The organism is Actinomyces howellii (assembly GCF_900637165.1).
In the GTDB taxonomy this organism is placed as follows: domain Bacteria; phylum Actinomycetota; class Actinomycetes; order Actinomycetales; family Actinomycetaceae; genus Actinomyces; species Actinomyces howellii.
The window spans coordinates 2224036-2249259 of the sequence record NZ_LR134350.1 but is presented as its reverse complement, the minus strand read 5'-3'; the positions used below and the strand labels follow the sequence as shown (position 1 = coordinate 2249259).

Genomic DNA, 25224 nt, shown 5'->3' with positions numbered 1-25224 from the left:
TCACGACACGCTCCGGCAGGACGCACCCTCGTCCCGACCCGGGCCTGCCTGCCCGGCTCCCAGGAGCCGGGCCGCCACCCGCCTGGACTGGGTGCGCAGGCGGCCCCGGCCCCTGGTGGGGTCGTCCCCGTGGGCGATGCGCTGGGCGACCGCGCGCTCGCGCACGATGGTGGCCAGCACCGGGGCGCCGACCATGACGCTCAGCTCCTCGGCGGAGACGTCCTCGCCGTCGAGGCGCACGAGGAGGTGGAGGTCGTCGTGGCCTCCCGCCTGCCTCAGACGCCGGGACAGGGCCTCGGCGGCGACGGCAGAGCGCAGGTCGAGGGCCGACACGAGCAGGACGGTCGAGCCCGGGGGCGCGGGAGCACCGCGGGGCAGGTCGACCACGACGAGGTCGTGCCGGGCGCGGAGGGCCTCGAGGGCGGGCACCAGAGCCTCGGGCGAGGCCGGGCCCCCGCGCCCGTCCCCGGTGAGCACGGGCATGCCCAGCCACGTCGGCAGGGCGCTGACCAGCCGCTCGGGCCGGAACGCGGCCTCCCCGTCGGGCAGGTCCGCCCAGTACAGACCGGGGAGGAGGTCGGCGCCGATGAGCAGGCCGAGCCCGCCTGCCGGGTCGGCGTCCAGGAGCGCGACCCGCTGCCCGCGCGCGGAGCAGGAGCGAGCCACGTGGAGAAGGAAGGTGCTCGTCCCCAGTCCCCCGCGAGCTCCGGTCAGGGCGAGGACACGGGCGCGAGGAGGGTCCTGGGCGGCCAGCAGCAGGGCGACGAGCGCGTCGGAGCCATCCGCCCCCGCGCACTCCTCGAGGCTGCCGACCACGACGCGCTCGCCAGTGGGCGCCGCGTCGACCGCCTCCCCCGGCAGGAGGACGACGACCGCCTCGGCCCTGCCCTCCTTGAGGACACGTCGTGCCTCGAGGAGCGGATCGGCGTCGAGCGGGCAGGACAGGGGCGCGTGGGAGGTGCAGGCCCGCACGAGCCGGTCGGTATTCGGATCGAGGCCCGAACCGGCACCGGGCGCCAGAGAGGTCCCCTCCGTGCCGGGACGTGCTGAGGGGACGAGCACGCGCACCCCGGGCGCAAGGGCCAGTGGCGAGTCGGGCGGGTGGTCGTCCATGAGGCTCTCCTGGGGTGGGTGCCCGCGGAGCGCGGGACGGTTCCCACCAGCGTGGGGCGCCCGGCGTCACGGTGCACCCGAGCCCGCCCAGCCCTGTGGACGAGGGCACCGCACGGGGGGTCTGTGGACACCCCGACATCGCTAGCAATCGAGTTTCTAGCGATACTCGTGCTCGTCCTCGGCCCCACCTGTCGGGGCGGATCATCTAGGCTCGCGGGGTCAGGCGGGAACGGACCGGCGAGAGGAGCGCTCATGAACGAGCCCACCGACGAGCCCACCAAGGAGCCCACCGACGGCCGCGCCGCGCCGCGCGCCGGAGGCGGTCGCGCGAGCCGCCGGGCGCGGCAGCGCACAGCGGCCTACTTCGACCTGGACAAGACCATCCTGGCCACCTCGACGACCCTCGCACTCGGTACGCCGATGCGCCGCAGCGGGATCATCTCGACGGCGTCCCTGGCCCGCGGCGTCGTCGCCCAGCTGCCCTACCTGCTCGTGGGCGCCGACGAGGACCACACCGCGCGCCTCATGACCCACCTCGCCCGCATGTCGGCGGGGGTCGAGCGCGACCGCTTCCAGGAGGTCGTCCGCGAGGCCCTGGCGACCGCCATCGCGCCCGCCGTCTACGCCGAGGCCCTCGACCTCATCGAGGCGCACCGTCGTGCCGGTCACGACATCGTCGTCGTCTCCGCCTCCGGGGCGGAGATGGTCGAGCCGATCGCCGAGCTCGTCGGGGCCGACAGGGCCGTGGCCACGCGCATGGAGGTCGACGAGCAGGGCCGCTTCACCGGGCGGATCGCCCACTCCCTGCTCCACGGCGCCAAGGTCGACGCCCTCACGGCCGACGCCGCCGCCCACGACATCAGCCTCGAGCGCTCCTGGGCCTACTCGGACTCGATCTCGGACCAGCCCATGCTCGAGGCGGTCGGGCACCCGGTGGCCGTCAACCCCGACCGCGAGCTGCGACGCCTGGCGGCTGACTCGGGGTGGCCCGTGCGGGACTTCACCCGCCCGGTCGATCTGCGTCACCCCTTCCAGCCGCCTCGCCCCTGGGCCACGACGGGTGCCTGTCACCTGCCCCGCCCCTCGGGGGCGGTCGTGGCCCTGAGCGTCGGCATCGTCATCGGGGTCTCCGCCCTGGTCGGGACGGCGGCCTACCTGGCCCTCCGGCCCGCCGGGACCCGCTGACCGGGGGCGCCCGCCGGTGGGGTCAGGCGTTGCCGGTCGTGCCTGCCTGAACGGCTCGGCACACCGAGTGGGCCTCCTCGATGCCCACGAGCAGCGCCTCCGCCTGCCACAGGACCCAGGCGGTCACGCCCTGGGGCTCGCCCGAGGCGTAGGCCGCCGCAGCCTCGGCATAGGCCCCCGGCGCGCGGGCGACGTAGAGATCGGGCACCGCTGTCCCTGTGGGCTCGAGGCCGTCACGGGTGACGAGGTGGCGCAGGAGCAGGCGCCCGACCGCCGCGTTGCCGGCGGTGAAGGGACGGGCGGCGATCATCTCCCCGTGGACGACCGCCGCCCGCACGAGGGCCGGCGCCTCCTCGACCTCGACAAGCCTGAGGAGCCCCGTCAGGCGCGCGCGCAGCCCGGCGCCGTCAGGAGCCGGACCGGGACCCGCCTCTCGGGGATCGGCCCCAGGCTCACGGGGCACGGCCACCTCCCCCCAGCCGATCCGTCCGGCTGCGGCCAGGGGCCCGACGACGTCGCGGTGGAGTGAGGCCAGGAGCGCCCTCGCCCCGGGCGGGGTGGGCCGGCCCGTCCCGCGCAGCTCAGGCATCCAGGTCGTCAGGCGGACGCCGGCTCGCCACAGTCCGGCGGCGGCGTCGAGGGCGGGGTCGCCGGTGACGGCACGACCCAGTCCCCTGCCCGCCACGGCCTCACGCAGAGCCCCGGCCGGCACGACGGCCCCCTCGGCAGCGGCTGAGGCAACTGCGCAGCGCACCGCCGCCTCGGCCCTGGCCTCCCGCCACCGACGCCGCAGCGCCTCGTTCCACCGCAGCTCGGCGGAGGCCTCCCGCAGGGCCTGCTCGGCCCCCACGACCTGCTGGTCGGCCGCCAGGGCCCGCAGCGCCCCGCGGAGCGCGTCGGAATCAGACTGACCGTGCCGGGGGCTCCCACCGGGCCGGGGCCCCAGGCCCACCACCATCCTCGTCACCGTGCCCACTGTAGCGGCCGACCGCTTCGCGTCCCGGTCCCGTCCCGGCCCTGCACCGGAGCGGGCGACAGCGTGCGGGCGCCGGGGCCCTGTCCCTGGCCGCCCGGACACCGTGCTGCGCCCCGACGCCCCCCGTCGACCGGTCATGTAACTCTCGACCGGGCAATCGCCGTCACATAGACGGTCGACCCACACATGACCGGTCATGTAACTCTCGACCGGTCGAGGGACGCCAGAGAAGTCGGGGCAGGGGTGGGCTGAGCGGGAGCGGTCGGGGGCTCGGCCCTCGGAGGTCGAACCGGGCGCCCCGAAGGAGACAGGCCGGCACGCAGCCCCCACCCTGCAAGCCCCACCCTGCGAGCCCGTCCTACCAGCACGGAACCGACGAGGCCCCACCCTGGGAGCCCGTCCCCACCAGCACGGAACCTACGAACCCCCGCACCGACCCACTCCCCGTGGAGCCGATCATCTAGGCTCGCAGCCGTGAGCCCCCAGACCCCGCTGTCGCCCTCCGCCGCCGGAGCCGCGGACCCGGCCCCCACCCCATCCGGCGGCCTGCCCGTAGCCCCCCGCTCCCGTCGGGGCGACCACGTCGTGTCGGCGTGCACCGGACTCGTCCTCGCCCCGCTCACTCTGGCACTCATCGCCCTGGCTCTCCAGGGCGCCAACGAGGGCCGTGTCCTCCTGACCCTCGCGCTCCTCGCGGTCCTGCTCGTCGTGTCGGCCGGCGGGCAGGCCCTGTTCGCGGCGCGCTCCTCCCTGGGGGGACTCGCGGCAGGGACCGTCACCCTCGTCGTCCAGCTCGTGCTGCTCTCCGGGAGCAGCGCCGCCTCCTCGACGACGGCAGCGCGGCTGCTCGATCTCGCCCACACCGGTGCCGTGCTCGCCGTCTCGGCGCTGCTGGTCGGCGGCGCGTGGGGGATGCGTCACGCCCGGCGCGCAGGCAGGGCAGAGGCTCGTCTGGCGGCACGCCTGGCGCAGCAGGACCGGACCGTGGGCATGACCCCGTCGGCACCGCCGTCGCGACGCCGCGACCACATCGCCTCCCTGCCCCTCACCCTGGCGGCGCTCGTCATCTCCCTGGTCGTGCTGCACGGGGCCGGTACCGAGGTGGTCACGGGCGCCCCGGGCGCAGGCGCCTGGGCGGGGACGGTCTGTGCCTGGGGCCTGCTGGCCGCGGGGGCGGCGCTGACCGGCAGGTCGAGCCTGGGCGCCAGGGCGACGGGCCCGTTGCTCGTCGTCGTCGGGCTGCCCGCGCTCCTCGCGGTGGCGCTGCCCGGCCTGCCCGGTCTCGCGGTGCTCGACCGCTGGCTGCCCGGTGACCCCCGGGCCATGACCCTTGTCAGCACCGGCCTGGTGCTCATGGCGCTCGGCTGGGGAGCCCATCTGGCTCGTCGCCGGGGCCGGCTCGAGGTACTCGCCGAGCGTCGGTCCACCGACCTGGCGACGCCGCCCCTCGGCGTGACCCGCCCGGGAGCCTGAGCCGGCCGGGCCCACCGGCACGCCTGCGTGCCATGGGTGCCGCATGCCGATAACGTGAGACAGCCTGAAGGAGGTCATGTGAGTACCGAGAGCGCCAGCACCCCCGACGACGCCCCTGAGGGCGTCCCCCTGGGCTCGCCCGGGCCCAAGGACGCCGAGGAGCCCGGCACGGGGACCGGTTCCGACCAGGCGGAGGCCGTGCCCCCCGCCGCCACGCAGCCGGTCCGCACCAGCAGGGACGGCGGGGACAGCCTGGCAACGACCCCTCTGGACGGCTCGGTGGTCGGCTCTGCCGAGGCGGAGACCCCAGCCGACCCGGTTGCGGAGCCGACCGCCGAACCTGCCGAGGGGCCCATCGAGTCCCCCGGGGCTCCGGTGCGTCCGGTGACCGTCTCCACCGCCATCCCCGTGTCACCCTCCGGCGAGCCCATGCCACCCTCCGGGGAGCCCGCCACGGAGACCACGGACGCCACGACCCCGCCGGCCGTACCCACCCCGCCGGCCACGCCTGCCGCTGACAGCCCGGCCCCGCCTGCCGCACCGGCCGCACCGGCCGCACCGGTGACCGTCTCCACCGCCGTCCCCGTGCCACCCTCAGGCGCGCCCGTGTCACCCTCCGGGGAGCCCGCGACGGAGACCACGGACGCCACGACCCCGCCGGCCGTACCCACCCCGCCGGCCACGCCTGCCGCTGAGAGCCAGGCCCCGCCGGCCACGCCTGCCGCCGGAGGCCAGGCCGCACGCGCCCAGCACCGAGCCCCGCACCGCGAGCCCGGGGACACCGCCGTGCGCCGTCGCTCCCTCATCCCCTCTGACCAGACCGAGGAGGAGCCGGCCGAGGCGGTCACGCAGCCCGTCTCGCGCGGCGAGGCCCGCGCCGCCTCGATGAGCCCCTCCCCGGCCGCTCCCGCGGTCCCCTCGAGGCAGGACGCCGAGCGGCAGCCCCCGACCGCCGGGCCCGGGCGGCCCGAGGAGCTCCAGGCCGCGGGGACGGGAGCGTCCCGCAGCGGGCACGGCAGGCACGTGAGCACCGAGCGCAGCGAGGACGAGGTCCTGCTCGACGGCTCGGTCACGCTGGGGCGCCCGCCCTCACGCGCAGGCTCCCACTGGGCGGGTGTCCTCGTGTCCGTCGTGGCACTTCCCGTGTCCTGGTACTTCCTCCACCTGGGAGCCGCCCGGGCGGTCGAGGCCGCCGACCCCCTGCGCTTCGCCCTCAACGCAAGCGCCCTCCTCGCCCTGACTGTCGGCGCGGTCGCCCTGGCCCTGGCTCTGTGGACGGCTCGCCGCTCCAGCCTGGGCGTCACGGTCGTCGGGGTGCTGTCCACCCTCATCGGACTCGTCGCCGTCGCCCTGCCCAGCGTGCTCTCCAGCACGCTCACCCCGACGCTCGAGCGCCTGACCATCCACTCCGATCTGGGGGCGGACCTCGCCACCTACCTGTGGACCGACGCCGTCACCGGCAAGTTCCTCGCCTTCGGCCTGTTCATGATCATGGTGGGGTGGGTCTCCCACTCCGCCCGACGAGCAGGTCGCCGCGAGCAGGAGAACGCCCTGCGCGGACGGCACGCCGCCTGAGCCGCCAGTCGGTGGCGCCAGGACCGACAGGGCCCCAAGGACCGATAGAGCCGACAGGGCCCCAAGGAACGCCAGGACCGACAGAGCCGACAGGACCGACTGAGCCACTGTCCGGACCCGTACGCGGGCGGTGGCCCGTACCCTGGGGCGGTGCCTGCCACGTTCCCGACCGCGCCGATGAACACCGTCCGAGACGGTGCGCGCGATGCAGTCCCCGTCGTCATCGGGTACGTCACCCTCGGTCTGGCCGCCGGGATGCTCCTGAGCGCCGCTGGGCTTGCCTGGTGGTGGGCACCTGCGTGGAGCCTTGTCATCTACTCGGGCACGATGCAGATGCTCCTGGTCCCCCTGGCCGCCGCGGGGGAGCCGCTGGCGGCCATCGCCGCCTCGGCGGCCTTCGTCTCGGGCAGGCACGTGTTCTACGGACTGGGGTTCCCCCTGGACCGGGTGCGCGGGAACCGGCTGGCCCGGCTCTACGCCGTCCACGCCATCACTGACGAGGTCTACGCGCTCCTGGCCTCCAAGGACCGTCTCGCGATGAGCGGGCGCTACGTCCTGACCGTCGAGGCGCTCAGCCACAGCGCCTGGATCAGCGGGACGACCGTGGGCGCCCTGGCAGGTGCGGGGCTTGCCTCGGTGGTCGGGGAGCGCATCGAGCTGCTCGGCTTCGTCCTCACCGCGCTCTTCGTCGTGCTCGCTATCGAGAACTGGCGAAGCCACCCCGATCCCGCGGTCCTCGTCCTGGGCCTGTGCGCCGGGGGCGTGGCCCTCGCCACGGGGGGCTCCGCCGCGCTGCTCAGCGCCCTGGGGGTCCTGGCCGCCGGGCTCGTGGCCCTCTACGCCTGGCGACGACGCGGGTCCCGGGGCGCGGAGCCGCTCCCGGCCGCCGACCCGCCGACTCCCGACCCCGGGAGCGCCGCCCTCGAGCCGAGGAGCGGCTCATGCTGAGCACCACGCAGGTCCTCCTCGCCGTCGTCGTCGTAGCAGCCATCACCTTCCTGTGCAGGATCGCGCCTTTCGCTCTCCTGCGCGGCCGTGGACACAGCCCCCTGCTCGCCTTCCTGTCCACGGCCATGCCCCTGGGCGTCATGATCGTGCTCGTGGCCTACACGCTGGGCGAGGTGAGCCTCGACCCGACCACCTGGGCGCCTGCGGCCACCGGCATCGGTGCGACGGCCGGCCTGCACCTGTGGCGCCGGTCCATCGCCCTGTCCCTCATCGGAGGCACCGTCGTCTACGTCGTGGTCTCCCTCCTCATGACCTGAGCCTGGGCCGCGCCGCCTGTCCTCTGGGCTCCCACCGGGTCGTCCTCGCCCCGGTGCCCGGCCTCGGCGATTGACTCCACGGGGGCGGTGGCTGTCAGCGGTTGGCGAGTGCGGGGAGGCGGCGTCGAGAGGGTTGGCCGGCGAGATGGTGGTGGGCGGGCCTGTCGCGCGGGACATCGCGCTCGTCGTCGGTGGGTGAGTCCGGGGGTCGGCGAGCGAGTACGGGGCTGGGTCGTTGATACCGGGGTCGGTCAGTGAGTACGGGGCCTCGTGCGTACCGGCCCGCGCCCTCACCCCACCCCCTGGAATCAATCATCTAGGCTGTCCTGCGTGCCTGTGACCGTCAACAGACCCGGACCCTGGACCCACCGCGACCTGAGCGTCGGAGGAACCCGCTTCCACCTCGCCCTCGCCGGACCCGAGGCCCCGGTCCCCGACTCCTCCGATGCGGGCGCTCAGCAGGGGCGGGCGCCCGCCCCGCTGGTCCTGCTCCTACACGGATTCCCCGAGTGCTGGTGGACCTGGCACGAGACCCTTCCCCGCCTGGCGGACGCCGGACACCGCGTGGCAGCCATGGACCTGCGTGGCTTCGGCGGCTCGGACCGCCCCCCGACGGGATACGACCTCGTCACCCTCGCCCACGACGTCATGGGGGTCGTCAGGGCCCTGGGGCACGAGAGGGTCGTCGTCGTCGGATCGGGCCTCGGAGGGCAGGTCGCCTGGACGCTGGCGGGCCTGTCCCCGTCCACGACCGCCGCGATCGTCCCGGTCGGGGCCCCGCACCCGGTCGCCGTCCGGTCCCTGCGGGGCCGGTCCTTCTCCGGATCGGCGCTGCAGTACCTGTCCTTCAAGACCCCCGTGCTGCCCGAGCGCTCCCTGAGCACGACAGCGGGGGTCGAGCGGCTCCTGCGCTCCTGGGCGGGTCCGCGCACGAAGTCGGAGGTGGCTGAGTCCGCGGGGTACTACGCCGCGCTCATGGCACGTCCCGGTGCGGCACGCTCGGCCCTGGAGACGGTGCGCCGCACCCGGCTGTCGCGGGCCGAGGCCGCCGCGCTCAGCTCACCGGTCACGGTCCCTGTGCTCTCCATCCAGGGCGAGCTCGACCCCGTCCAGCCCGCTCAGGCCTATGCCCGCGACACCCACCACGTGGCAGGCAGGCTCCACCAGGTGACGATCCGCGGCGTCGGCCACTTCCCTCATCTCGAGGCACCCGATGTGCTTGTCGAGGTCCTCCTGCCCTTCCTCGCCGAGACAGCCTGACGGGCCTGTCCGGCGCCGACGGGCCTGGCGGCAGGACCCTGACACCCCCGTGGGCGGCAGACGGCGCCAGCAGCCGGCCGCCCAGGCTCAGGCCACGCCGACCCGAGGGCACAGGCCGGTGGCCAGGGCGCAGTCCTCGCACAGTGGGGAGCGGGCACGGCACACGGCACGGCCGTGCTCGATGAGGCGGTGGCAGCCGTCGGTCCATCGCCACGGCTCCCACAGGGAGGCGATGTCGCGCTCGACGGCGCGCGGATCGCTCGCTGTCGTCCATCCCAGGCGGCGCGACAGGCGCCCGACATGGGTGTCAACAGTGATGGCCGGGACTCCGAAGGCGTTGCCGAGCACGACATTGGCGGTCTTGCGTCCCACGCCCGGCAGGGTCTGGAGCGTCTCGACGTCGGAGGGGACCTGGCCGCCGCGGTCCGCGAGCGCGGCCCCCAGACCGATGAGCCGCTCGGCCCGGGTGCGCTGCATCCCCAGCGGCCGCAGCAGCGCCTCGAGCTCGGCACGGTCCGCTCCCGCCAGCGCCGCGGGATCGGGCCACCGCCCGAACAGCTCGGGGGTGATCGTGTTGACCCGGGCGTCGGTCGTCTGGGCCGACAGGACCGTGGCCACGAGGAGCTGGAAGGGGCCGTCGTGGACGAGAGCGCAGCGGGCGTCGGGATAGTGCCGGCTCAGCTCGTCGTCAACCGCGGCGGCCCGCCGCCTGAGCTCCTCCGGAGCCTTGGGAGCCTCCGGAGCCTTGGAAGCCTTGGCCGCCGTCGCAGCCGGCGCGCTCGCCGCGCCCCTCGTCCTGGCCATCGTGCATCCCCCGGTCCGTTGCGACGCCTCACCCGTGCCTCGAGACCCCGGGCCCGCTCCGGTCGGTCCTCGCGGGACGACGCGCCTGCGACCTCATTTGACCCGAGACACGCGAAGACTACAATGCACGACGGCGTGCCACAGGTCACAAGCCATGGCAGGATGGGGCAGGTCAGGAACATACGGACTAACGGAATGCCCGGGCACCGGGCCCCCAGCAGACGACACCACAGGAGGACCGTCGTGGAAGACAGCATCATCTCCAGGATCCCGCTCTTCGAGGGAATGAGCTCCGAGGAGCAGGACGAGCTGCGCGCCATGATGGCGCAGACGACCCTGCGCCGCGGCGAGATCCTGTTCAACGAGGGCGAGCAGGGGGACCGTCTCTACATCCTGCTGTCGGGCAAGGTCAAGCTCGGTCACGCCTCCGCGGACGGCCGAGAGAACCTTCTCGCCGTGCTCGGTCCCGGCGAGGTCGTCGGTGAGCTGACCCTGTTCGACCCGGGTCCGCGCTCGACCACCGCCACCGCCGTGGCCCCCACCGACCTGCTCGCGCTCGAGCACGGCCAGCTCATGGCCTTCATCGAGTCCCACCCGGCGCTGGCCAAGGACATGCTGCGCGCCCTGGCACAGCGCCTGCGCCGCACGAACACGGCCCTGGCCGACCTTGTCTTCTCCGACGTCCCGGGCCGCGTGGCCAAGGCGCTGCTCGACCTGGCCGACCGCTTCGGCTCCCCCACCGAGGACGGCGTGCACGTCCCCCACGACCTCACCCAGGAGGAGCTCGCCCAGCTCGTGGGCGCCTCTCGCGAGACGGTCAACAAGTCGCTCGCCGAGTTCGTCTCCCGTGGGTGGATCCGCCTTGAGGGACGGGCCGTCACGCTCCTCGACGTCGACCGCCTGCGCCGCCGGGCCCGCTGAGCCCACGAGGAGGCCCACGAGGAGCAGGCCCCGGTCGTGCCCGTCGGGCGCGGCCCGGGCTGCGTCGCCCGTCGGACCTCGCAGACATGCTCTCCCGCCGCGAGCGCGGGACGACTCGCCTTGTCGCGGTCGTCCCGCGTTCTCGTCCCGCGTGCCGGCGCCCCTCAGGAGCGAGGGCGCTTGAGGTACGCCACGAGGCTCTCCGAGCCCGCCGGGCCGGGGACGACCTGGACCAGCTCCCAGCCGTCGGCACCCCACTGGTCGAGGATCTGCTTCGTGGCGTGAGTGAGCAGGGGGATGGTAGCGTACTCCCAGGTAGTCATGGCCCGAGCCTACGGGTACCGGCGCCCGATGCGGTAGCCCGGTCCGCCGACCCGCCGGGCAGCAGACGCCCTCAGCCCCTTGGGACCCTCAGGGCTCACGCCTGTCGCCAAGACCCTGACCCCTGCGCCGAGCCGGCGGCCTCCAGCTCCTCAAGCACCCTGTCGAGCGCGTCCCGCCCCCGGTCCAGGATCCCCGAGTGGGCAGGCCTCAGCGGACGCGGGCCAGGATCCTGGGGGCGCGGTGGGCGTGGATCTCAGCGACCAGCTCATCGTCCTCGCGCCGCAGCCAGGCGGTCCAGTCGGTGACCTCGGGGAAGCGGCGCAGCAGCGCCCGACGCTCCCTCTCGGTCAGCCCTCCCCACACACCGAAGGAGGACTCGGTGTCGAGCGCCTCCGCCAGGCACTCCATGCGCACCGGGCAGGAGAAGCACAGCGAGCGGGCGTCGCGCTGCTCCGCCCCCTTGCCGAAGAGCTGGTCGGGCTCGACCCCCGAACAGGCGGCGCGAGCCGCCCAGGTCTGGTCGCTCGTCGTCATCTCTCACTCCCATGCGCAAGCCAGGGTGGCCGACTCCCGTGTCAGCCGCGTCACACCTCCGACCGTATGCCAATCGTCATTCATTGACCAAATCCTCCTTCCGCCCCCTCAGACCCTGCCCCCGAGCACGGGCCGTGACAGAGCCGCGACATCCCGCGACAAGCCGCGCCGCCTAGGACCTACGGCCCACGTTCAGCGCTCAGCGCAGCGCGCCCGTGCGGCCCGCTCGGGCTTTCAGGGCGTCGTGGCCCACAGCGCTGACCAGGCATGAGGCCGTATCGTGGTGACCATGTCGACGTCTCCTCCCCGCGGCCGGTCGCTGTCACCCGCACAGGTCGTCTCGATGCTGCTGGTCTTCCTGCTCCTGTCGAGCGCCGGCGGCCTGCTCACCGCGGGCTTCGCGATGCCCTTCGTGGGCGCCGCCTCGGCGGTGACCAGCGCCTCGGCGCAGCTGTTCGACGAGCTGCCTGACGACTTCAACGTGCTCGAGCCCTCGGAGATCTCCGTCATCCGCGCCTCCAACGGCCAGCAGATCACGCAGTTCTACGCCGAGAACCGCATCGTCGTGCCCCTGTCGGAGATGTCGGTCAACATCCAGAACGCGATCATCGCCGTGGAGGACCAGCGCTTCTACCAGCACAAGGGGGTCGACCCGGCAGGCATCGTGCGCGCCGTCGTGTCCAACGCCAACTCCGGGGACACCCAGGGCGCCTCGACCCTGACCCAGCAGTACGTGCGCAACGTCCTCATCGAGGCGGGTCTGCGCAGCGACGACCCCGCCGCCATCGCCGCGGCCAAGGCGCCGACCGTCGCCCGCAAGCTCCGCGAGATCAAGTACGCCCTGACCCTGGAGCAGAAGTACTCCAAGCAGCAGATCCTCGAGGGCTACCTCAACATCGCGGCCTTCGGCCCCTCGACCTACGGCGTCGAGGCCTCCTCCCGCTACTACTTCTCTCACTCGGCCGCCGAGCTGACGATCCCCGAGGCGGCCCTCCTGGCGGGCATCACGAACGCCCCGGGCGCCTACGACCCGGAGGCCTACCCGGACAAGGCGAAGTCCAGGATGGACTGGGTCCTCCAGAAGATGTACGAGGAGCAGTTCATCACCGAGGAGGAGTACCAGGCCGGTCTGGCGACCCAGATCGCCGACATGCTCAAGATCACCTCGACCCCGGGCGGCTGCGCCGCAGCCGGCAGCGCCGCCTACTTCTGCGAGTACGTCGTCTCCGAGATCGAGAACTCCGAGCTCTACGGAGCCTCTGAGGCCGAGCGCCGCCAGCTGCTCCTACGAGGAGGGCTCGACATCACGACGACCATCGACCTGGACAAGCAGGCCGCGGCCGACGCCGCCGTCCAGGAGTACGTCCCCACCGGCGACGCCTCCGGGGTCAAGGCCGCACTGGCCTCGGTCGAGCCGGGGACCGGACGGATCCTGGCGCTGAGCCAGAACACCAACTACGGTGAGGCCGCCTCCGCGGACTCCTCGACCACCCAGATCTCCCTCAACGTCGACGCCTCCCACGGCGGTATGAAGAACTCCGACGGCACCAGCGGCTTCCAGCCGGGGTCGACCTTCAAGGCCTTCGTCCTGGCCCAGTGGTACGCCTCGGGACGATCGGGCTACGAGACGATGAACACCGACCCCACGACCTTCCCCGCCTCGACGTGGACGATCTCCTGCGACCCGTCCAAGGCCGACTCCTGGAAGGTCGGCAACGCCAACTCCTCCGAGGGCGGGACGCACAACGTCATCCAGAACACCGCCCTGTCGATCAACGTCGGCTACGCCAGGATGACCTCCAAGCTCGACATCTGCGACATCACGGGCCTGGCGGCGAAGCTGGGGGTGACGAACAACGACGGCGAGGCCCTGTCCCCCTCGCCCTCGATCGCACTGGGCTCCCAGGAGGTCACGCCCCTGCAGATGGCCAACGCCTACGCGACCTTCGCGGCCAGCGGCATGTACTGCAAGCCGATCGCGATCGACAAGATCGTCGACACCGACGGCAACGAGATACCTGTGCCCTCCGCCGAGTGCACCCAGGCGATGGACGCGACGGCGGCCGACCGCACGACGGCCACGCTCCAGCAGGTGCTCACCTCTCAGGGCACCGGACGCAGCGCCATCCTGTCCGGCGGGCGCCCCGCGGCGGGCAAGACGGGGACCACGGAGAGGATGGACAACGCCTGGTTCGTCGGCTACACCCCCCAGCTGTCCGCCGCCGTGTGGCTCGGCCACTCCGAGGGCTACTCCCCGATGGACGACCAGTGGATCGGCGGACGCTACTACTCGACGATGTACGGCTCCGACGCACCGGCCCCCCTGTGGAAGATGTACATGGACGCGGCGCTGAGCTCGGCGGCCGTCGAGGGCTTCCCCCAGGTGAGCCTGGGCTCGGCCCCGGCGTCCTCGTCCTCCTCGTCCTCTCAGTCCAACCGGGGGGAGAACACCTCCGGCGGTCAGGCCACCCAGGAGCCCGCCCAGGCCGAGGAGCAGGTGGTCGTCGAGGAGCAGGTCGTCGAGGAGCAGGTGGTCGTCGAGCAGGCCGAGGGCGGCAGGGCCCCCGAGCAGCAGGCGATCACGGAGGACGACTGAGGTGGCACCGCGCATGACGGCGCCGACGGCACTGGGTGTCGTCGGCCTGGCCGGTGCGGGCCTGCTCGGCTACGCGCTCCTCGAGGCCCGGTGGCCGGTCCTGCGACGCGTCGACGTGCCCGTCCTGGCACGTGGTGAGCAGCCGCTGACGATCCTGCACCTGTCGGACCTCCACCTCACTGACCGTACCGAGGCGCGGGTCGCCTGGGTCCGGGACCTGGCTGCCCTGGGCCCCGACGTCGTCGTCAACACCGGGGACAACCTGTCCTTCGCCTCCGGCCTGGAGCCGTTGCGCCGCGCCCTGGAGCCCTTCTCGGGCCTGCCAGGGGCCTTCGTCCTGGGCGACCACGACTACCGCACGACGGTCTTCAAGCTGCCGACCCGGTACCTGCTGCGTGACCCTCGCACCGCCAACGACCCCGAACGGGAGGCCGCGATCGAGGAGCTGCCCTGGGAGGAGCTGCGCGCCATCCAGGTCGACAACGGCTGGGTCGACCTCACCAACGCGCGCGGCTCCCTCGAGGTGGACGGCCGCAGCATCGAGCTCGTCGGCGTCGACGACCCCCATGCCGACCGCGACCTCTATCCTCCGCTGCCGACGGCCTCGGCTGAGGACGGACGCTCCGGGCCGCCGGTTGTCGACCACTGGGGCACCCCGCTGCGGCTGGGCCTCCTGCACGCCCCCTACCGGCGGGTCCTGGACGCCATGGCGGCCGAGGGCGTGGGGCTCGCGCTGGCGGGACACACCCACGGCGGTCAGCTGTGCCTTCCCGGCGTCGGCGCACTCGTCACGAACAGCGACCTCGACCGAGGCCGCGCCTCCGGCCTGTCGCGGTGGCCCGCGCCGGCCACAGGGAGCCCTGCTTCCCCGGGTCGACAGGACGCAGCAGGTGCGAACAGCCACAGGCAGATGCACCTGCACGTCTCGGCCGGCCTGGGGACGAGCCCCTACACCCCGGTCCGCCTCGCCTGCCGCCCCGAGGCCACCCTCCTCACGCTGCTGCCCGCGTCCTGACGCCGACCGCCCGGCCCGCCACCTGCGGGCGGAGGACCACGCGTCACCCCGCGAGCCGACGTGACGCAGGACTCAGCAGGGCGATTTCCCTCCCCCGCCCGCCGATGGATATAGTGTCTGCGCTGCACACGGGGTGTGGCGCAGTTTGGTAGCGCGCTTCGTTCGGGACGAAGAGGTCGTGGGTTCAAATCCCGCCACCCCGACGACGAGGACGCCCGCGAGCTTGCTCGCGAGGCGTCAGAGGAGGAAGGGGTCGTAGGCCGCCAGGCCGAATACCCCGACAAGGAGGATGTCGGCGAGCTCGCTCGCATGACATCCGACGCGGAGGGAGTAAGAGGCCGCCAGGCCGAATACCCCGACGACGAGGACGCCCGCGAGCTCGCTCGCGAGGCGTCCTTGTGCGTGTCGCGAACGCTCGTCAGGAGCCGCGCCGCCACCACCTGAAGCCCGATCTGCGTCATCAATCCGGCTCCGACGGCACCGCCGTCGCGCGACCGAGCCGATCGACCCGCCCGGCACCGCGCACCCCGGCCACGCCCGCCTCGCCCCCTTGCCACATAGGATGCGTTCATCCGGCACCAGCGGAGGAGACCCATGCGCGCCACGCACCTGCACCGCCTCGAGCTCAGCCTCTTCCCGGCCCTGTCTGTGCTGTTCGCCTGGTGGACCGCCCTGGTCGTCACCGGCGGGACCCGGGTTCTCGACGCCCGCCTGCGCCCTCCCCTGCTTGAGCCGCGCTCCGCCGCGGGTCAGATGTCGGAGGCCTTCTCACTGGTCACCCACCCCTTCGTCATCTTCCTGGCGATCGGCGTGGCGGCCTGGCTGTCCTTCAAGCGTCGGATGCGTCGCCTGGCGGTGGCGCTGGGGGTCGCCGCCCTGGCGATCCCCCTTCAGGTCCTCCTCGCCATCTGGATCGACCGAGCCCGCCCGCCCACGGCCTTCGCGGACTCGATCTCGCACGTCGGCGGCGCCTACCCGGCCAGCCACGTCACAGCGGTCACGGTCGGCGCCTGGGTGCTCGTCACCCTGACCCGGGCCCACCGGCGTCCCGGGTCATCGGTGGCGAGGTCATCGGTCCTGGCGGTGACCGCCGTCGCCTTCACCGCGACCTGCCAGTGGGCGATGGGACTGACCTACGTCTCGGACATCATCGGCGGCCTCCTTCTGGGGGCGTCAGTGGCCAACCTCGCGCTTCTCGTCGGCGGGGTCGACACGATCCTGTCCAACTGGGCGCATCTGGGCCTGCCCGAGGGCGACCTCGACAAGCGAGCCGCCGTCGTCTTCAACCCCACGAAGTTCGACGACCTGTCCCTGCTGCGCCGCCGCGTCGAGTCCGAGGTCCTCGCCCTGGGCTGGCAGCCCACCGTGTGGCTGGAGACCACCCCGGACGACCCGGGTCACCACGCCGCCCGCCGCGCCATCGAGGCGGGGGCCGACGTCGTCCTGGTCGCCGGCGGCGACGGGACGGTGCGGGCCGTGTCCGCCGAGCTCTCCGGCACCGACACGCCGATCGCCCTGCTGCCCTCGGGCACAGGCAACCTCCTGGCCCGCAACCTCGGGATCCCTCTCGACATCGACGACGCCCTGCGCCTGGCCCTGACCGGCGTCAGCCGCAGGATCGACGTCGTGCGGGCCCGCACCGATGACGCCGACGAGCGCTTCGTCGTCATGGCGGGCATGGGACTGGACGCACAGATCATGGACTCGACCAACGACGGGCTCAAGAAGGTGATCCGGGCGGGCGCCTACGCCGTGGCCGCCGTCCAGAACGCGGTGCCCAACCCCTTCCCGGCCACGGTCACCCTTGACGACGGAGAGCCGACCCAGCAGGACGTCGTCATGGTGCTCGTCGGCAACGTGGGGACGATCACGGCCGGGATGACGCTGTTCCCCCACGCCTCACCGTCCGACGGACAGATCGACCTCATGCTCGCCAGTCCTGACAAGGTGATCGACTGGGCCCGCCTGGGCGCCCAGATCCTCACCGGCAAGGACATGGAGGGCTTCGCCACCTCCTCGGCCGCCCGCCTGCGCATCGAGACCGACGAGCCGGTCCCCTTCGAGCTCGACGGCGACACCGCCGGGACCACCCGGACCCTGAGCATCGAGGTCGAGCCGGCCGCCCTGCGGGTCATCGTCCCCGAGGCCTGAGCGCCCCGAGCCCGGTCGCGCGTGCTCGAGGGGACCCACGAGGTACTACACACATCAACTATCCAGCCGGTCCAGGCAGATCCCTGCGATTCCGCCATGAAATGATCGTCTTGTACCAGCGAGCCCGTGCGTCCATGTGCATCGCAGGGCACGTTGCACATCTCAGCCTCCACCGCGTTCTCCGCCCACGACTGTCTGCCACGGAGATCCGCAGGATTCCGCGGTTGTTCGCTGAGAAGCCTCAACCAACACGTACCTATGATGTGCATCATGTTCCTGGTGGGGGGGTAAGACGCCCGGGCACGACGCGATACGCTCGCCACCCGCGCACCGACCGGGTGCCAACGGGAGAGGACCATGGTCGATCACAGCCCTGACCCGCCCCACGTGCCCTGGGAGCTGCTGAGCCGAGAGCCCGTCTTCGACCTCCCTGAGATCATCTGGGACGAGGATTCCTTCAATGCCGAGGTCGCTGCTGACTTCCATGAGATCGCTGCCTCGGGCACCGTGTACGACCGGCAGACGGTCCAGGGTATCGTCCTTGATCGCCTCGCCGGGCTCAGACCCACCTCGCTGGACGGGGGCTACCGCATCGAGGACGCTGAGGTACGGCTCCTGGGCACCGACGTCGCGCAGGTTCTCTACACCCTTCACGGACAAAGGCGAGTCACTCGCCGCTCGACGCTCTACCGGAGGCGGGGAACCCGGTGGCAGGTCGTCTTCCATCAGGGAACGGTCGTCCAGGGCGCCGCACCTCTGCCTCCTGATCACCCCGCTCCGGGAGGAGCACGGTAGGCGGGCCTCTGCTCTCCGGGTGCGCGAGCTCGGCACGCCCGCGACGCGGTGCGGGTGCCGGCTCCCGCCCCCGGTCCGCCCCCGGCCCGGGCGCACGCTCGGCCCCCGGCCCGGGCGCATGCTCGGCCCCCGGCCCGGGCGCATGCTCGGCCCCGGCGCGCGCGGCAGCGGGCTCCTCTAGACTGACGCCGCCCCGTCGTCGACCCGCAGGAGCCGCTCATGGACCTGTCCCCCGCCGCGTCGCTGCGCTCGCGCGCGACCATCGCCCTGGGCCGGGCCGCCCGCGCAGCGGCTCGCCTGCGCGGAGGGGGCTCGGGGGGCACCGCCCTTCCCGGCCTCGTCGTCGAGCGCACCGATCCTGGGTTCCTGGCCCGTACCCTTGGCCAGCTGCCCCACGGCGTCATCGTCGTGTCCGGGACCAACGGCAAGACGACGACCACGAAGATGGTCGTCCAGCTCCTGCGGGACCAGGGCCTGCGGGTGCTCACCAACCGCTCAGGGTCGAACTTCGTGCGCGGCGTGCTCGCCTCCCTGCTCACCGAGGTCGACGCCGGCGGCCGCCTCGACGCCGACATCGCCGTCCTCGAGCTCGACGAGGCCCACGCGGTGCGCTTCGTCGAGCTGGTCCGTCCGCGCGCCGCCCTCTTGCTCAACGTCATGCGCGACCAGCTCGACCGCTTCGGGGAGATCGACTACACCGCCTCCCTCCTGCGCAAGGTCGCGGCGGCCACAACCGGTGTCGTCGTGGTCAACGCCGACGACCCCCGCCTGGCCGCCGACCACTTCCTGACCGGCCTGACGGCCCGGACCGCCTCCTTCGGCGCGGGTGAGGAGCTGCGCTCCCTGTTCCTGTCCGACGACGACCTGCGCACAGGCCACGCTGCCTCCCAGACCCCCCGCCCCGAGTCCTGCCCCGAGCCTCGGGTGCGCCTGGACTCCATCGAGGACCAGCGGGCGGTCGTCACGGTCGACGGCCAGGAGCACACGATCGACTTCGCCATCCCGGGCATCCACAACATGCTCAACGCCTGCGCGGCCCTGAGCCTGTGTCTCGAGGTGCTCGGTGACGGTGCCGACGTGCCCACCCTCCTGACCACCCTGAGCGAGGTCGAGGCCGCCTTCGGACGTGGCGAGGTCCTCGAGCTCGACGGACGCCGCATCCAGCTCGCCCTCGTCAAGAACCCCGCCGGCTTCCGCATGAGCCTGCTGTCCGCCGCCGCGGCGACGGCCGACGAGGTCGTCATGGTGGCCATCAACGACGAGTACGCCGACGGACGGGACATGTCGTGGCTCTGGGACGTTGACTTCTCGGCACTGCGCGACGGGGTGGCGGTGGTCACTGGCGTGCGGGCGTGGGACATGGCGCTGCGCCTGCGCTACGAGGAGGTGCCGGTGGCGGCCGTCGAGCCCGATCTGGGCGCCGCCCTCGAGCTGCTCCGCGCCGCGGCCGCTGAGGCCGACGGCTCCGCAGGACGGCCGATGCGCGTGTTCACGACCTACACCGCGATGCTCGCGCTGCGCGCGCGGCTGGGGCAGATCACCGACGTCGAGGAGGCCATGGCATGAGCGGCATGAGCAGCGTGAGCGGCGTGAGCGGCGCCGGCGGCTCGGCGCACGAGGGCCTGTGGGAGCACAGGACCGAGGGTCCGGCCCGTGGGAGGCTGCGGGTCCTCCAGCTCTACCCGCGCGACATGAACATCTACGGGGACTGGGGCAACACCCTCGTCCTGGTCCGGCGCGCGCAGTGGCACGGGTACGACGTCGAGCTCGTCTCCTACGACCCCGGTGACGAGCTGCCCGGAGACGTCCACCTCGTTGTGGGCGGTGGGGGCCAGGACTCGGGTCAGAGCCGGATCAAGGACGACCTGCTCGCCCGCGCCGCCGAGCTGAGCGCCTGGGCCTCCGACGGCGTGCCGATGCTCGTCATCTGCGGCCTCTACCAGCTCTTCGGGCACCGCTTCGCCACCGGCACGGGCACGGTCATCCCCGGCATCGGTGTCATCGACGCCGAGACTGTGGCGGGCCCCGGCCGGCTCATCGGCAACATCACGCTCGACACCGACGACCTGGGCCGTGTGGTCGGCTACGAGAACCACTCGGGGCTGACGACGCTCGGCCCGGGGGCCAGGCCCTTCGGCCGGGTGCTGAGCGGCGACGGCAACAACGGGACCGACTCCACCGAGGGCGGCCGCGTCCACCATCTCATCGGGACCTACCTGCACGGCTCGCTGCTGCCCAAGAACCCGGTGGTCGCCGACTGGCTGCTGGCCCGGGCGGTCGAGCACTCCGGCGGTCGATGGGACCCGGCTCCCATCGACGACACCTGGGCCGACCGGGCCCGAGCCGTCGCCATGTCCCGCCCCCGCTGACCCCGAGATCGGGACATATGACACCTCGAGATCGGGACTAATGGCACCTCGAGATCGGGGGAAGTGGCACCCCGAGCCCGTCCAGGACCGACCTCCGTCCTGACGTACCCTGGCACCATGCCGACGCCTGAGTTCATCGTGTCCCTGCGCACGAGGATCGGGCACGACCAGCTGTGGCTGCCCGGGGTGAGCCTCGTCGTGCTCGACGAGGCCGACCGGGTGCTCCTGGGCCGCAGGGCCGACAACGGACGGTGGGGCGTCGTGTCGGGCATCCCGGAGCCGGGGGAACAGCCTGCCGCCGCCGCGCTGCGCGAGTGCGTCGAGGAGACCGGTGTCCGCCCCGAGATCCTTGGAGTGTGCCGGGTCCTGGCCGAGGAGCCCTTCGCCTTCCCCAACGGAGACAGGTGCGTGTTCATGGACACCACCTTCGTGGCCCGCGCTCACCCCGAGGCCGCAGCGCAGGCACGAGTCGGCGACGAGGAGTCCACCGCGGTGGGTTGGTTCGACCTCACCGCACTGCCCGAGCCGCTTCTGGCGACGACGCCACCGCGCATCGAGGTCGCCCTGGCCTGGCTCGCCGACCCGGTACGTGCAGCACGCTTCGCGTAAGGATCCAGGACCCTCCAAGCACTAGAAACCTTCAAAGCATCCAAAACAGCCTCAAACAGGTCCACAGCACGTCATACTGTCCTAACGCACATTAAAATAACCTGCGTCGCAGGAAAACACCTGGCGGGCTGGGGCGGAAAGACCGCACCCCCTCCACCTTTTCCGATAAGTGAACTAAGGCTATCCTGATCTGGCGGCGGGTCGTGACCTGCCCGCGACCATCCCAGCCAGAAGACCTCGCGCAGGCGAGCGCCACCGATCCGAGGAGCCCCGCGACCGTGACCACCGTGACCACCGCAGTCGATCAGACCGCACCGTCGGTCAGCGACACCGTCACCGAGCTGTCCTCCCTGCGCCGGGGAGCGCGCGCACGCATCCACTCGATCTCCACCACGCGCGGCACCGGACTCGCCCGACGCCTGGCTGACCTCGGCCTGGAGCCCGGGCGCGTCATCGAGGTCGGCCGCCGGGCCCCGCTGGGCGACCCCACCGTCTACCGGGTGGCCGACTACGAGCTGGGCCTGCGCCGTCGGGAGGCCGACCTCGTCCTGGTCGAGGTCGTCGCATGACCGCCGGCCCCGAGGCGGACGCCCCGCCGCAGGACCACGCCGGCACCGCCTCCTGCCACGAGGGAGGAGCGTCCTGCCACTGCGGCCAGGCCTCCGGCCCTGTCGACCACGGAGCCGACCGGATCGCCCTTGCCGGTGCGCCCAACTCCGGCAAGACCTCGATCTACAACGCCCTGACCGGTCTGCGAGCCAAGACCGGCAACTACCCGGGCGTCACCGTCTCACGCGCGATGGGGACGTGCACCCTGAGCGCCGCCGAGACGGGGGGACAGTCCCAGCGGATCACCGTCGAGGACCTTCCGGGCGCCTACTCCCTCGATCCGATGAGCCCCGACGAGCAAGTCGTCCACGACGTCCTCACGGGATCAGCCCAGCACGTCGAGCGCCCCGACGCCCTCGTCGTCGTCGTCGACGCCACCACCCTGTCTCGCTCCCTGGGCTTCGTCGCCCAGGCCCTGGCCCTCGGGCTGCCGACCTGCCTGGCGGTGACGATGACCGACGAGCTGACCCGCCGCGGCGGCAGGCTCGACGTCGAGGCGCTCGGCACCGCCCTCGGCGTGCCCGCGGTCCGGGTCATCGGCAACCGCCGGACCGGAATCCCCCAGCTGCGAGCCGCCCTGGGCTCACGGCACACCTGGTCGAGCGTGCCCGTGCCCCCGCCCACCGACGGCGCCGAGCGCCTGAGCTGGACCGAGTCGATCCTCACCGCGGCGGACTACGAGCCCCCGGGCCGAGACTCGATCACGACGGCGATCGACCGCGTCCTGCTGCACCCCGTCCTGGGCACCATCACCTTCCTGGGCGCGATGTTCGTCTTCTTCCAGGCGATCTTCGCCTGGGCGGCACCCTTCCAGGACGCGATCGAGTCCGTCTTCGGCGTGCTCGGCGAGGCCATCCACACCTGGCTCGACGAGCCGGCCCCGCTGCTGGCAGGGCTGCTGGCCGACGGCGTCATCGGCGGAGTCGGCGGAGTCCTCGTCTTCCTGCCCCAGATCGCCATCATGTTCCTGCTCATCGCCCTCATGGAGGGCGTGGGGTACATGCCCCGCGCGGCCTTCCTCATGGACAGGGTCATGGGCAAGGTCGGGCTCGAGGGGCGGGCCTTCGTCGCGCTCCTGTCCTCCTTCGCCTGCGCCATCCCAGGGATCATGGCCACCCGCACCCTGCCGAGCGCCAAGGACCGCCTGGCCACGATGCTCGCAGCCCCCCTCATGACCTGCTCGGCCCGCCTGCCGGTCTACCTCATCATGATCTCGCTGCTCGTGGACGAGGGCACCCGCGTCGGCCCCTTCGGGGCGCGAGGCACCGTCATGTTCGTCCTCTACCTGGCGGGCGCCTGCGCCGCCGTGGGAGCCGCCTGGGTCGTCAAGCGGCTGACCGACCGCGGAGGGGTCCTCCTGCCCTTCTACATGGAGATGCCCCCGTACCGCCTGCCGCGCATGCGGACCGTCGGGGTCATGGTGTGGGACGCGTGCAAGGGCTTCCTCAAGGACGCCGGCACGATCATCCTCATCGCCACGATCGTCGTGTGGGCTCTGCTCAACGTCCCCCTGCGCTCGGAGGCCGAGTTCGAGGCCTTCTGCGCCTCGGACTCCCGGTGCACGTCGATCGCCCGCGCCGTCGAGGACCCCACCTCCTCAACGGTCACAGGCGCGGACGGCGCCACTGTCACCGACGCCGAGGAGCTCGCCACCCTCTACGACGCCCAGCGCACCGGCTACGTCATGGACAACTCCTTGGCCGCCTCCATCGGCCGAGCCGTCCAACCGGTCTTCGAGCCGCTGGGCTTCGAGTGGCGGATCAACGTCGCCGTCCTGTCCTCCCTGGCGGCCCGCGAGACCTTCGTGGCGACCCTGGGCCAGATCGCGACCGCGGGCGACCCGGAGGAGCCGGCAGCCGAGCTCGAGGCGATGACCTACCAGGAGGACACCCTCACCAACCGCGCCGGCGACCCCCTGTTCAACCCCGCCACCATCGCCGCCGTGCTCGCCTTCTTCGTCTTCGCCATGCAGTGCATGGCGACCGCCGGGGTGATCCGTCGCGAGACCGGCTCCTGGAAGTGGCCCGTCGTCGCCTACACCTACCTCTTCGTCCTGGCCTGGGTGGCCGCCGCTACGGTGCGCGCCGTTGTGGACGCCCTCGTCTGAGTCGTGCGCCTCGTCCCGCTGCACCCGGTGTCGACGCCGGACCCGGCGACCCTGAGGTGGGTCGTTCCCGACGGGCTGCTGCCCTTCACCGGGACGGTGGGACGCGCGCCCTCACCGCTCCAGGGGCTGCTCGACGACGGCACGCTCCTGGCCGTCGAGGTCACGCCCGGGGCTGTGCTCACGGTCCTGTCCGACACCCTGACCTGGTCCGATCAGGGACCCCGCGTGCGCAGCGCCCTGCTCGACGCCCTCCACCGGCCCACGCGGTGGAGCCCTGGGCAGGGGGCTGTGGGGGTCGGGCCCGACGAGGCGCTGGAGGCCGCCGCGCGACAGATCGCCCAGGGGGTCGTCGGCGAGCTGGCCGCACGCCACGGCGGGGCCTTCACCGTCGTCGACGTCCGCGATGGCGTCGTCGAGGTCGCCCTCGAGGGCGCCTGCCACGACTGCCCGGCGGCTGCCGTCACGATGCAGGCGCGCTTCGCCCACCTCCTGCGCCGCCGCTGCCCCTGGCTGGTCGAGGTCCGGGAGCACACAGGGACGCCAGCGCCCACCGGATGACCCGGCCGGGTCAGAGTGTTCACGGCTCGCAGCTTTTGACCCAGCAGCCGCAGAGTGGCTCACACCTGTCGGAGAAAAGCGCAGGTCACAGGCCTGCCTGCAACCTGCCGCCCGCGCCGAGGGCTCAAAAGCCGCGAGCCACGACCAGATGCGTCGGCGCTTCGGCTCAGGCCAGGGGCTGGCGCTCGGCCCACTGGTGCGGCTCGACCCGCCGGCCGGTGTAGAAGGGGACGTCCTGGCGGACGTGGAGGCGGGCCTCGGTGTAGCGCTGGTGGTGGATGACCCCCTCGAGCCGGTCGAGGGAGTCCGCCTCGAATCCCAGGATCCACTCGTAGTCGCTCAGGCCGAAGGTGGCCAGGGTCGACCCCTTGACGTCGGGGTAGGCCGAGAAGCCGTGGCGGCCGTGCTCAGCCATCATCCGCGAGCGCTCCTGGGCCTCGAGCAGGTACCACTCGTAGGAGCGCACGAAGGGGTAGACCATGCACCAGTCCCGGGGGGCGACGCCGGCCAGGCAGGCGGGGACGTGCCGGGGGTTGAACTCCGCCGGGGTGTGCAGGCCCATGCAGGACCACACCGGGACAAGGTGGCGCCCCAGTCCAGAGGCCCGCAGGCGGTGGACGGCGTCCTGGAGGACCTCAGGGTCCTCGGACAGCCACCAGATCATGAGGTCGGCGTCCGAGCGCAGGCCAGCGACGTCGTACCAGCCCCGGGTGGTCGCCCCCGTGCCGTCGACCGCCCGGACCGCCTCGTCGACGAGCAGGTCCCGGTCCTCGCGCCGAGCCGGCAGCGCCGAGTCCAGTCGCAGGACGGCGTAGAGGGCGTAGTGGGTGCCGGAGTTGATCGCGTCGAAGTCGACGTCGACGGCGTCACGCGGGTCACGGTGGGGGCGGCGCTCCTCGTCCTCGAAACGGTGCACCCCGCCCTGCGCGCCGCCGCGTGCGGGGGCGCTGGCCGGGTCGGTCGTCCTGCTCGTTCCTGTCATGAT

23 protein-coding genes and 1 tRNA gene are annotated in these 25224 nt (G+C 72.7%); 18 read left to right on the top strand and 6 right to left on the bottom strand.

Going from position 1 to position 25224, the window contains the following annotated elements:
- Entirely contained in the window at positions 1-1113 is a 1113-nt protein-coding gene (locus tag EL245_RS09445) for a cellulose synthase operon protein YhjQ/BcsQ (protein ID WP_126382908.1), read from the bottom strand.
- Positions 1114-1365: 252 nt separating this feature from the next.
- Between EL245_RS09445 and EL245_RS09440 the strand changes: the two genes are divergently transcribed.
- Entirely contained in the window at positions 1366-2298 is a 933-nt protein-coding gene (locus EL245_RS09440) for an HAD family hydrolase (protein ID WP_126382907.1), read from the top strand.
- Positions 2299-2320: 22 nt separating this feature from the next.
- Here the strand turns inward: EL245_RS09440 and EL245_RS09435 are convergent, their stop codons facing one another.
- The gene (locus EL245_RS09435) at positions 2321-3256 is read right to left on the bottom strand and encodes a Fic family protein (protein ID WP_232009946.1); all 936 of its coding nucleotides are present in this window, start codon (positions 3254-3256) and stop codon (positions 2321-2323) included.
- Positions 3257-3748: 492 nt separating this feature from the next.
- Here EL245_RS09435 and EL245_RS09430 point away from each other — a divergent pair, with 492 nt between their 5' ends.
- The 5 genes from EL245_RS09430 (at position 3749) to EL245_RS09405 (ending at position 8847) form a co-directional block, all read left to right on the top strand.
- Positions 3749-4747: a hypothetical protein gene (locus EL245_RS09430; RefSeq protein WP_126382906.1), complete on the top strand. Its 999-nt coding sequence runs from the start codon at positions 3749-3751 to the stop codon at positions 4745-4747.
- Positions 4748-4825: 78 nt separating this feature from the next.
- Entirely contained in the window at positions 4826-6322 is a 1497-nt protein-coding gene (locus EL245_RS09425) for a hypothetical protein (RefSeq protein ID WP_126382905.1), read from the top strand.
- Positions 6323-6499: 177 nt separating this feature from the next.
- Complete coding sequence (locus EL245_RS09415; protein ID WP_126384321.1) at positions 6500-7270, top strand: AzlC family ABC transporter permease; 771 nt, start codon at positions 6500-6502, stop codon at positions 7268-7270.
- A complete protein-coding gene (locus EL245_RS09410; RefSeq protein ID WP_126382904.1) occupies positions 7264-7587 on the top strand; it encodes a branched-chain amino acid transporter permease in 324 nt (107 codons plus the stop codon). Before EL245_RS09415 ends, EL245_RS09410 begins: the two co-directional genes overlap by 7 nt.
- 330 nt (positions 7588-7917) lie before the next feature.
- Positions 7918-8847, top strand: a complete 930-nt coding sequence (locus EL245_RS09405) for an alpha/beta fold hydrolase (RefSeq protein ID WP_126382903.1) — start codon at positions 7918-7920, stop codon at positions 8845-8847.
- Positions 8848-8934: 87 nt separating this feature from the next.
- Here EL245_RS09405 and nth read toward each other — a convergent pair whose 3' ends face one another.
- On the bottom strand, positions 8935-9651 hold the full coding sequence (gene nth / locus EL245_RS09400) for an endonuclease III (protein ID WP_126382902.1): 717 nt from the start codon (positions 9649-9651) through the stop codon (positions 8935-8937).
- 243 nt (positions 9652-9894) lie between these two features.
- Between nth and EL245_RS09395 the strand changes: the two genes are divergently transcribed.
- Positions 9895-10572, top strand: coding sequence for a Crp/Fnr family transcriptional regulator (locus EL245_RS09395; protein ID WP_126382901.1), 678 nt, complete (start codon positions 9895-9897; stop codon positions 10570-10572).
- A 164-nt stretch (positions 10573-10736) separates the two neighbouring features.
- On the opposite strand, the gene EL245_RS09390 is transcribed toward EL245_RS09395, so the two are convergent.
- Positions 10737-10895 (bottom strand): DUF4177 domain-containing protein, encoded by a 159-nt coding sequence (locus tag EL245_RS09390; protein WP_126382900.1) that lies wholly within the window; start codon positions 10893-10895, stop codon positions 10737-10739.
- A 208-nt stretch (positions 10896-11103) separates the two neighbouring features.
- Positions 11104-11430, bottom strand: coding sequence for a WhiB family transcriptional regulator (locus tag EL245_RS09385; protein WP_126382899.1), 327 nt, complete (start codon positions 11428-11430; stop codon positions 11104-11106).
- Between the two features lie 289 nt (positions 11431-11719).
- On the opposite strand from EL245_RS09385, the gene EL245_RS09380 reads away from it, so the two are divergent.
- From EL245_RS09380 to EL245_RS09330, 11 genes are all read left to right on the top strand, one after another.
- A complete protein-coding gene (locus EL245_RS09380; protein WP_126382898.1) occupies positions 11720-14026 on the top strand; it encodes a transglycosylase domain-containing protein in 2307 nt (768 codons plus the stop codon).
- A 1-nt stretch (position 14027) separates the two neighbouring features.
- Positions 14028-15041, top strand: a complete 1014-nt coding sequence (locus EL245_RS09375; protein WP_408608368.1) for a metallophosphoesterase — start codon at positions 14028-14030, stop codon at positions 15039-15041.
- 129 nt (positions 15042-15170) lie between these two features.
- Positions 15171-15244: transfer RNA gene (locus EL245_RS09370), tRNA-Pro, on the top strand.
- Positions 15245-15635: 391 nt separating this feature from the next.
- Positions 15636-17192: a YegS/Rv2252/BmrU family lipid kinase gene (locus EL245_RS09365; RefSeq protein ID WP_126382896.1), complete on the top strand. Its 1557-nt coding sequence runs from the start codon at positions 15636-15638 to the stop codon at positions 17190-17192.
- Positions 17193-17549: 357 nt separating this feature from the next.
- Positions 17550-17987 (top strand): nuclear transport factor 2 family protein, encoded by a 438-nt coding sequence (locus EL245_RS09360; RefSeq protein WP_126382895.1) that lies wholly within the window; start codon positions 17550-17552, stop codon positions 17985-17987.
- 219 nt (positions 17988-18206) lie between these two features.
- Positions 18207-19553, top strand: a complete 1347-nt coding sequence (locus EL245_RS09355; RefSeq protein WP_126382894.1) for a Mur ligase family protein — start codon at positions 18207-18209, stop codon at positions 19551-19553.
- A 5-nt stretch (positions 19554-19558) separates the two neighbouring features.
- Positions 19559-20356, top strand: coding sequence for a type 1 glutamine amidotransferase (locus EL245_RS09350; protein ID WP_126384318.1), 798 nt, complete (start codon positions 19559-19561; stop codon positions 20354-20356).
- A gap of 117 nt (positions 20357-20473) precedes the next feature.
- Positions 20474-20965, top strand: a complete 492-nt coding sequence (locus EL245_RS09345; protein WP_126382893.1) for an NUDIX hydrolase — start codon at positions 20474-20476, stop codon at positions 20963-20965.
- Between the two features lie 278 nt (positions 20966-21243).
- Complete coding sequence (locus tag EL245_RS09340) at positions 21244-21534, top strand: FeoA family protein (protein ID WP_197719401.1); 291 nt, start codon at positions 21244-21246, stop codon at positions 21532-21534.
- Positions 21531-23681 carry a ferrous iron transporter B gene (feoB, locus tag EL245_RS09335; RefSeq protein WP_126382892.1) on the top strand — a complete coding sequence of 717 codons (2151 nt, stop codon included), beginning with the start codon at positions 21531-21533 and terminating at the stop codon, positions 23679-23681. Before EL245_RS09340 ends, feoB begins: the two co-directional genes overlap by 4 nt.
- A gap of 3 nt (positions 23682-23684) precedes the next feature.
- On the top strand, positions 23685-24239 hold the full coding sequence (locus EL245_RS09330) for a NifU family protein (RefSeq protein WP_126382891.1): 555 nt from the start codon (positions 23685-23687) through the stop codon (positions 24237-24239).
- 166 nt (positions 24240-24405) lie between these two features.
- On the opposite strand, the gene hemQ is transcribed toward EL245_RS09330, so the two are convergent.
- Positions 24406-25221, bottom strand: coding sequence for a hydrogen peroxide-dependent heme synthase (gene hemQ / locus EL245_RS09325; protein ID WP_126382890.1), 816 nt, complete (start codon positions 25219-25221; stop codon positions 24406-24408).
- Between the last annotated feature and the right edge of the window lie 3 nt (positions 25222-25224).

What these genes read in the sequence shown, in the direction of transcription:
- EL245_RS09445 (WP_126382908.1), bottom strand. Translation starts at nt 1,113, where the DNA reads ATGGACGACCACCCGCCCGACTCGCCACTGGCCCTTGCGCCCGGGGTG.
- EL245_RS09440 (WP_126382907.1), top strand. Translation starts at nt 1,366, where the DNA reads ATGAACGAGCCCACCGACGAGCCCACCAAGGAGCCCACCGACGGCCGC.
- EL245_RS09435 (WP_232009946.1), bottom strand. Translation starts at nt 3,256, where the DNA reads ATGGTGGTGGGCCTGGGGCCCCGGCCCGGTGGGAGCCCCCGGCACGGT.
- EL245_RS09415 (WP_126384321.1), top strand. Translation starts at nt 6,500, where the DNA reads ATGAACACCGTCCGAGACGGTGCGCGCGATGCAGTCCCCGTCGTCATC.
- EL245_RS09410 (WP_126382904.1), top strand. Translation starts at nt 7,264, where the DNA reads ATGCTGAGCACCACGCAGGTCCTCCTCGCCGTCGTCGTCGTAGCAGCC.
- nth (WP_126382902.1), bottom strand. Translation starts at nt 9,651, where the DNA reads ATGGCCAGGACGAGGGGCGCGGCGAGCGCGCCGGCTGCGACGGCGGCC.
- EL245_RS09390 (WP_126382900.1), bottom strand. Translation starts at nt 10,895, where the DNA reads ATGACTACCTGGGAGTACGCTACCATCCCCCTGCTCACTCACGCCACG.
- EL245_RS09385 (WP_126382899.1), bottom strand. Translation starts at nt 11,430, where the DNA reads ATGACGACGAGCGACCAGACCTGGGCGGCTCGCGCCGCCTGTTCGGGG.
- EL245_RS09380 (WP_126382898.1), top strand. Translation starts at nt 11,720, where the DNA reads ATGTCGACGTCTCCTCCCCGCGGCCGGTCGCTGTCACCCGCACAGGTC.
- EL245_RS09365 (WP_126382896.1), top strand. Translation starts at nt 15,636, where the DNA reads ATGCGCGCCACGCACCTGCACCGCCTCGAGCTCAGCCTCTTCCCGGCC.
- EL245_RS09360 (WP_126382895.1), top strand. Translation starts at nt 17,550, where the DNA reads ATGGTCGATCACAGCCCTGACCCGCCCCACGTGCCCTGGGAGCTGCTG.
- EL245_RS09355 (WP_126382894.1), top strand. Translation starts at nt 18,207, where the DNA reads ATGGACCTGTCCCCCGCCGCGTCGCTGCGCTCGCGCGCGACCATCGCC.
- EL245_RS09350 (WP_126384318.1), top strand. Translation starts at nt 19,559, where the DNA reads ATGAGCAGCGTGAGCGGCGTGAGCGGCGCCGGCGGCTCGGCGCACGAG.
- EL245_RS09345 (WP_126382893.1), top strand. Translation starts at nt 20,474, where the DNA reads ATGCCGACGCCTGAGTTCATCGTGTCCCTGCGCACGAGGATCGGGCAC.
- feoB (WP_126382892.1), top strand. Translation starts at nt 21,531, where the DNA reads ATGACCGCCGGCCCCGAGGCGGACGCCCCGCCGCAGGACCACGCCGGC.
- hemQ (WP_126382890.1), bottom strand. Translation starts at nt 25,221, where the DNA reads ATGACAGGAACGAGCAGGACGACCGACCCGGCCAGCGCCCCCGCACGC.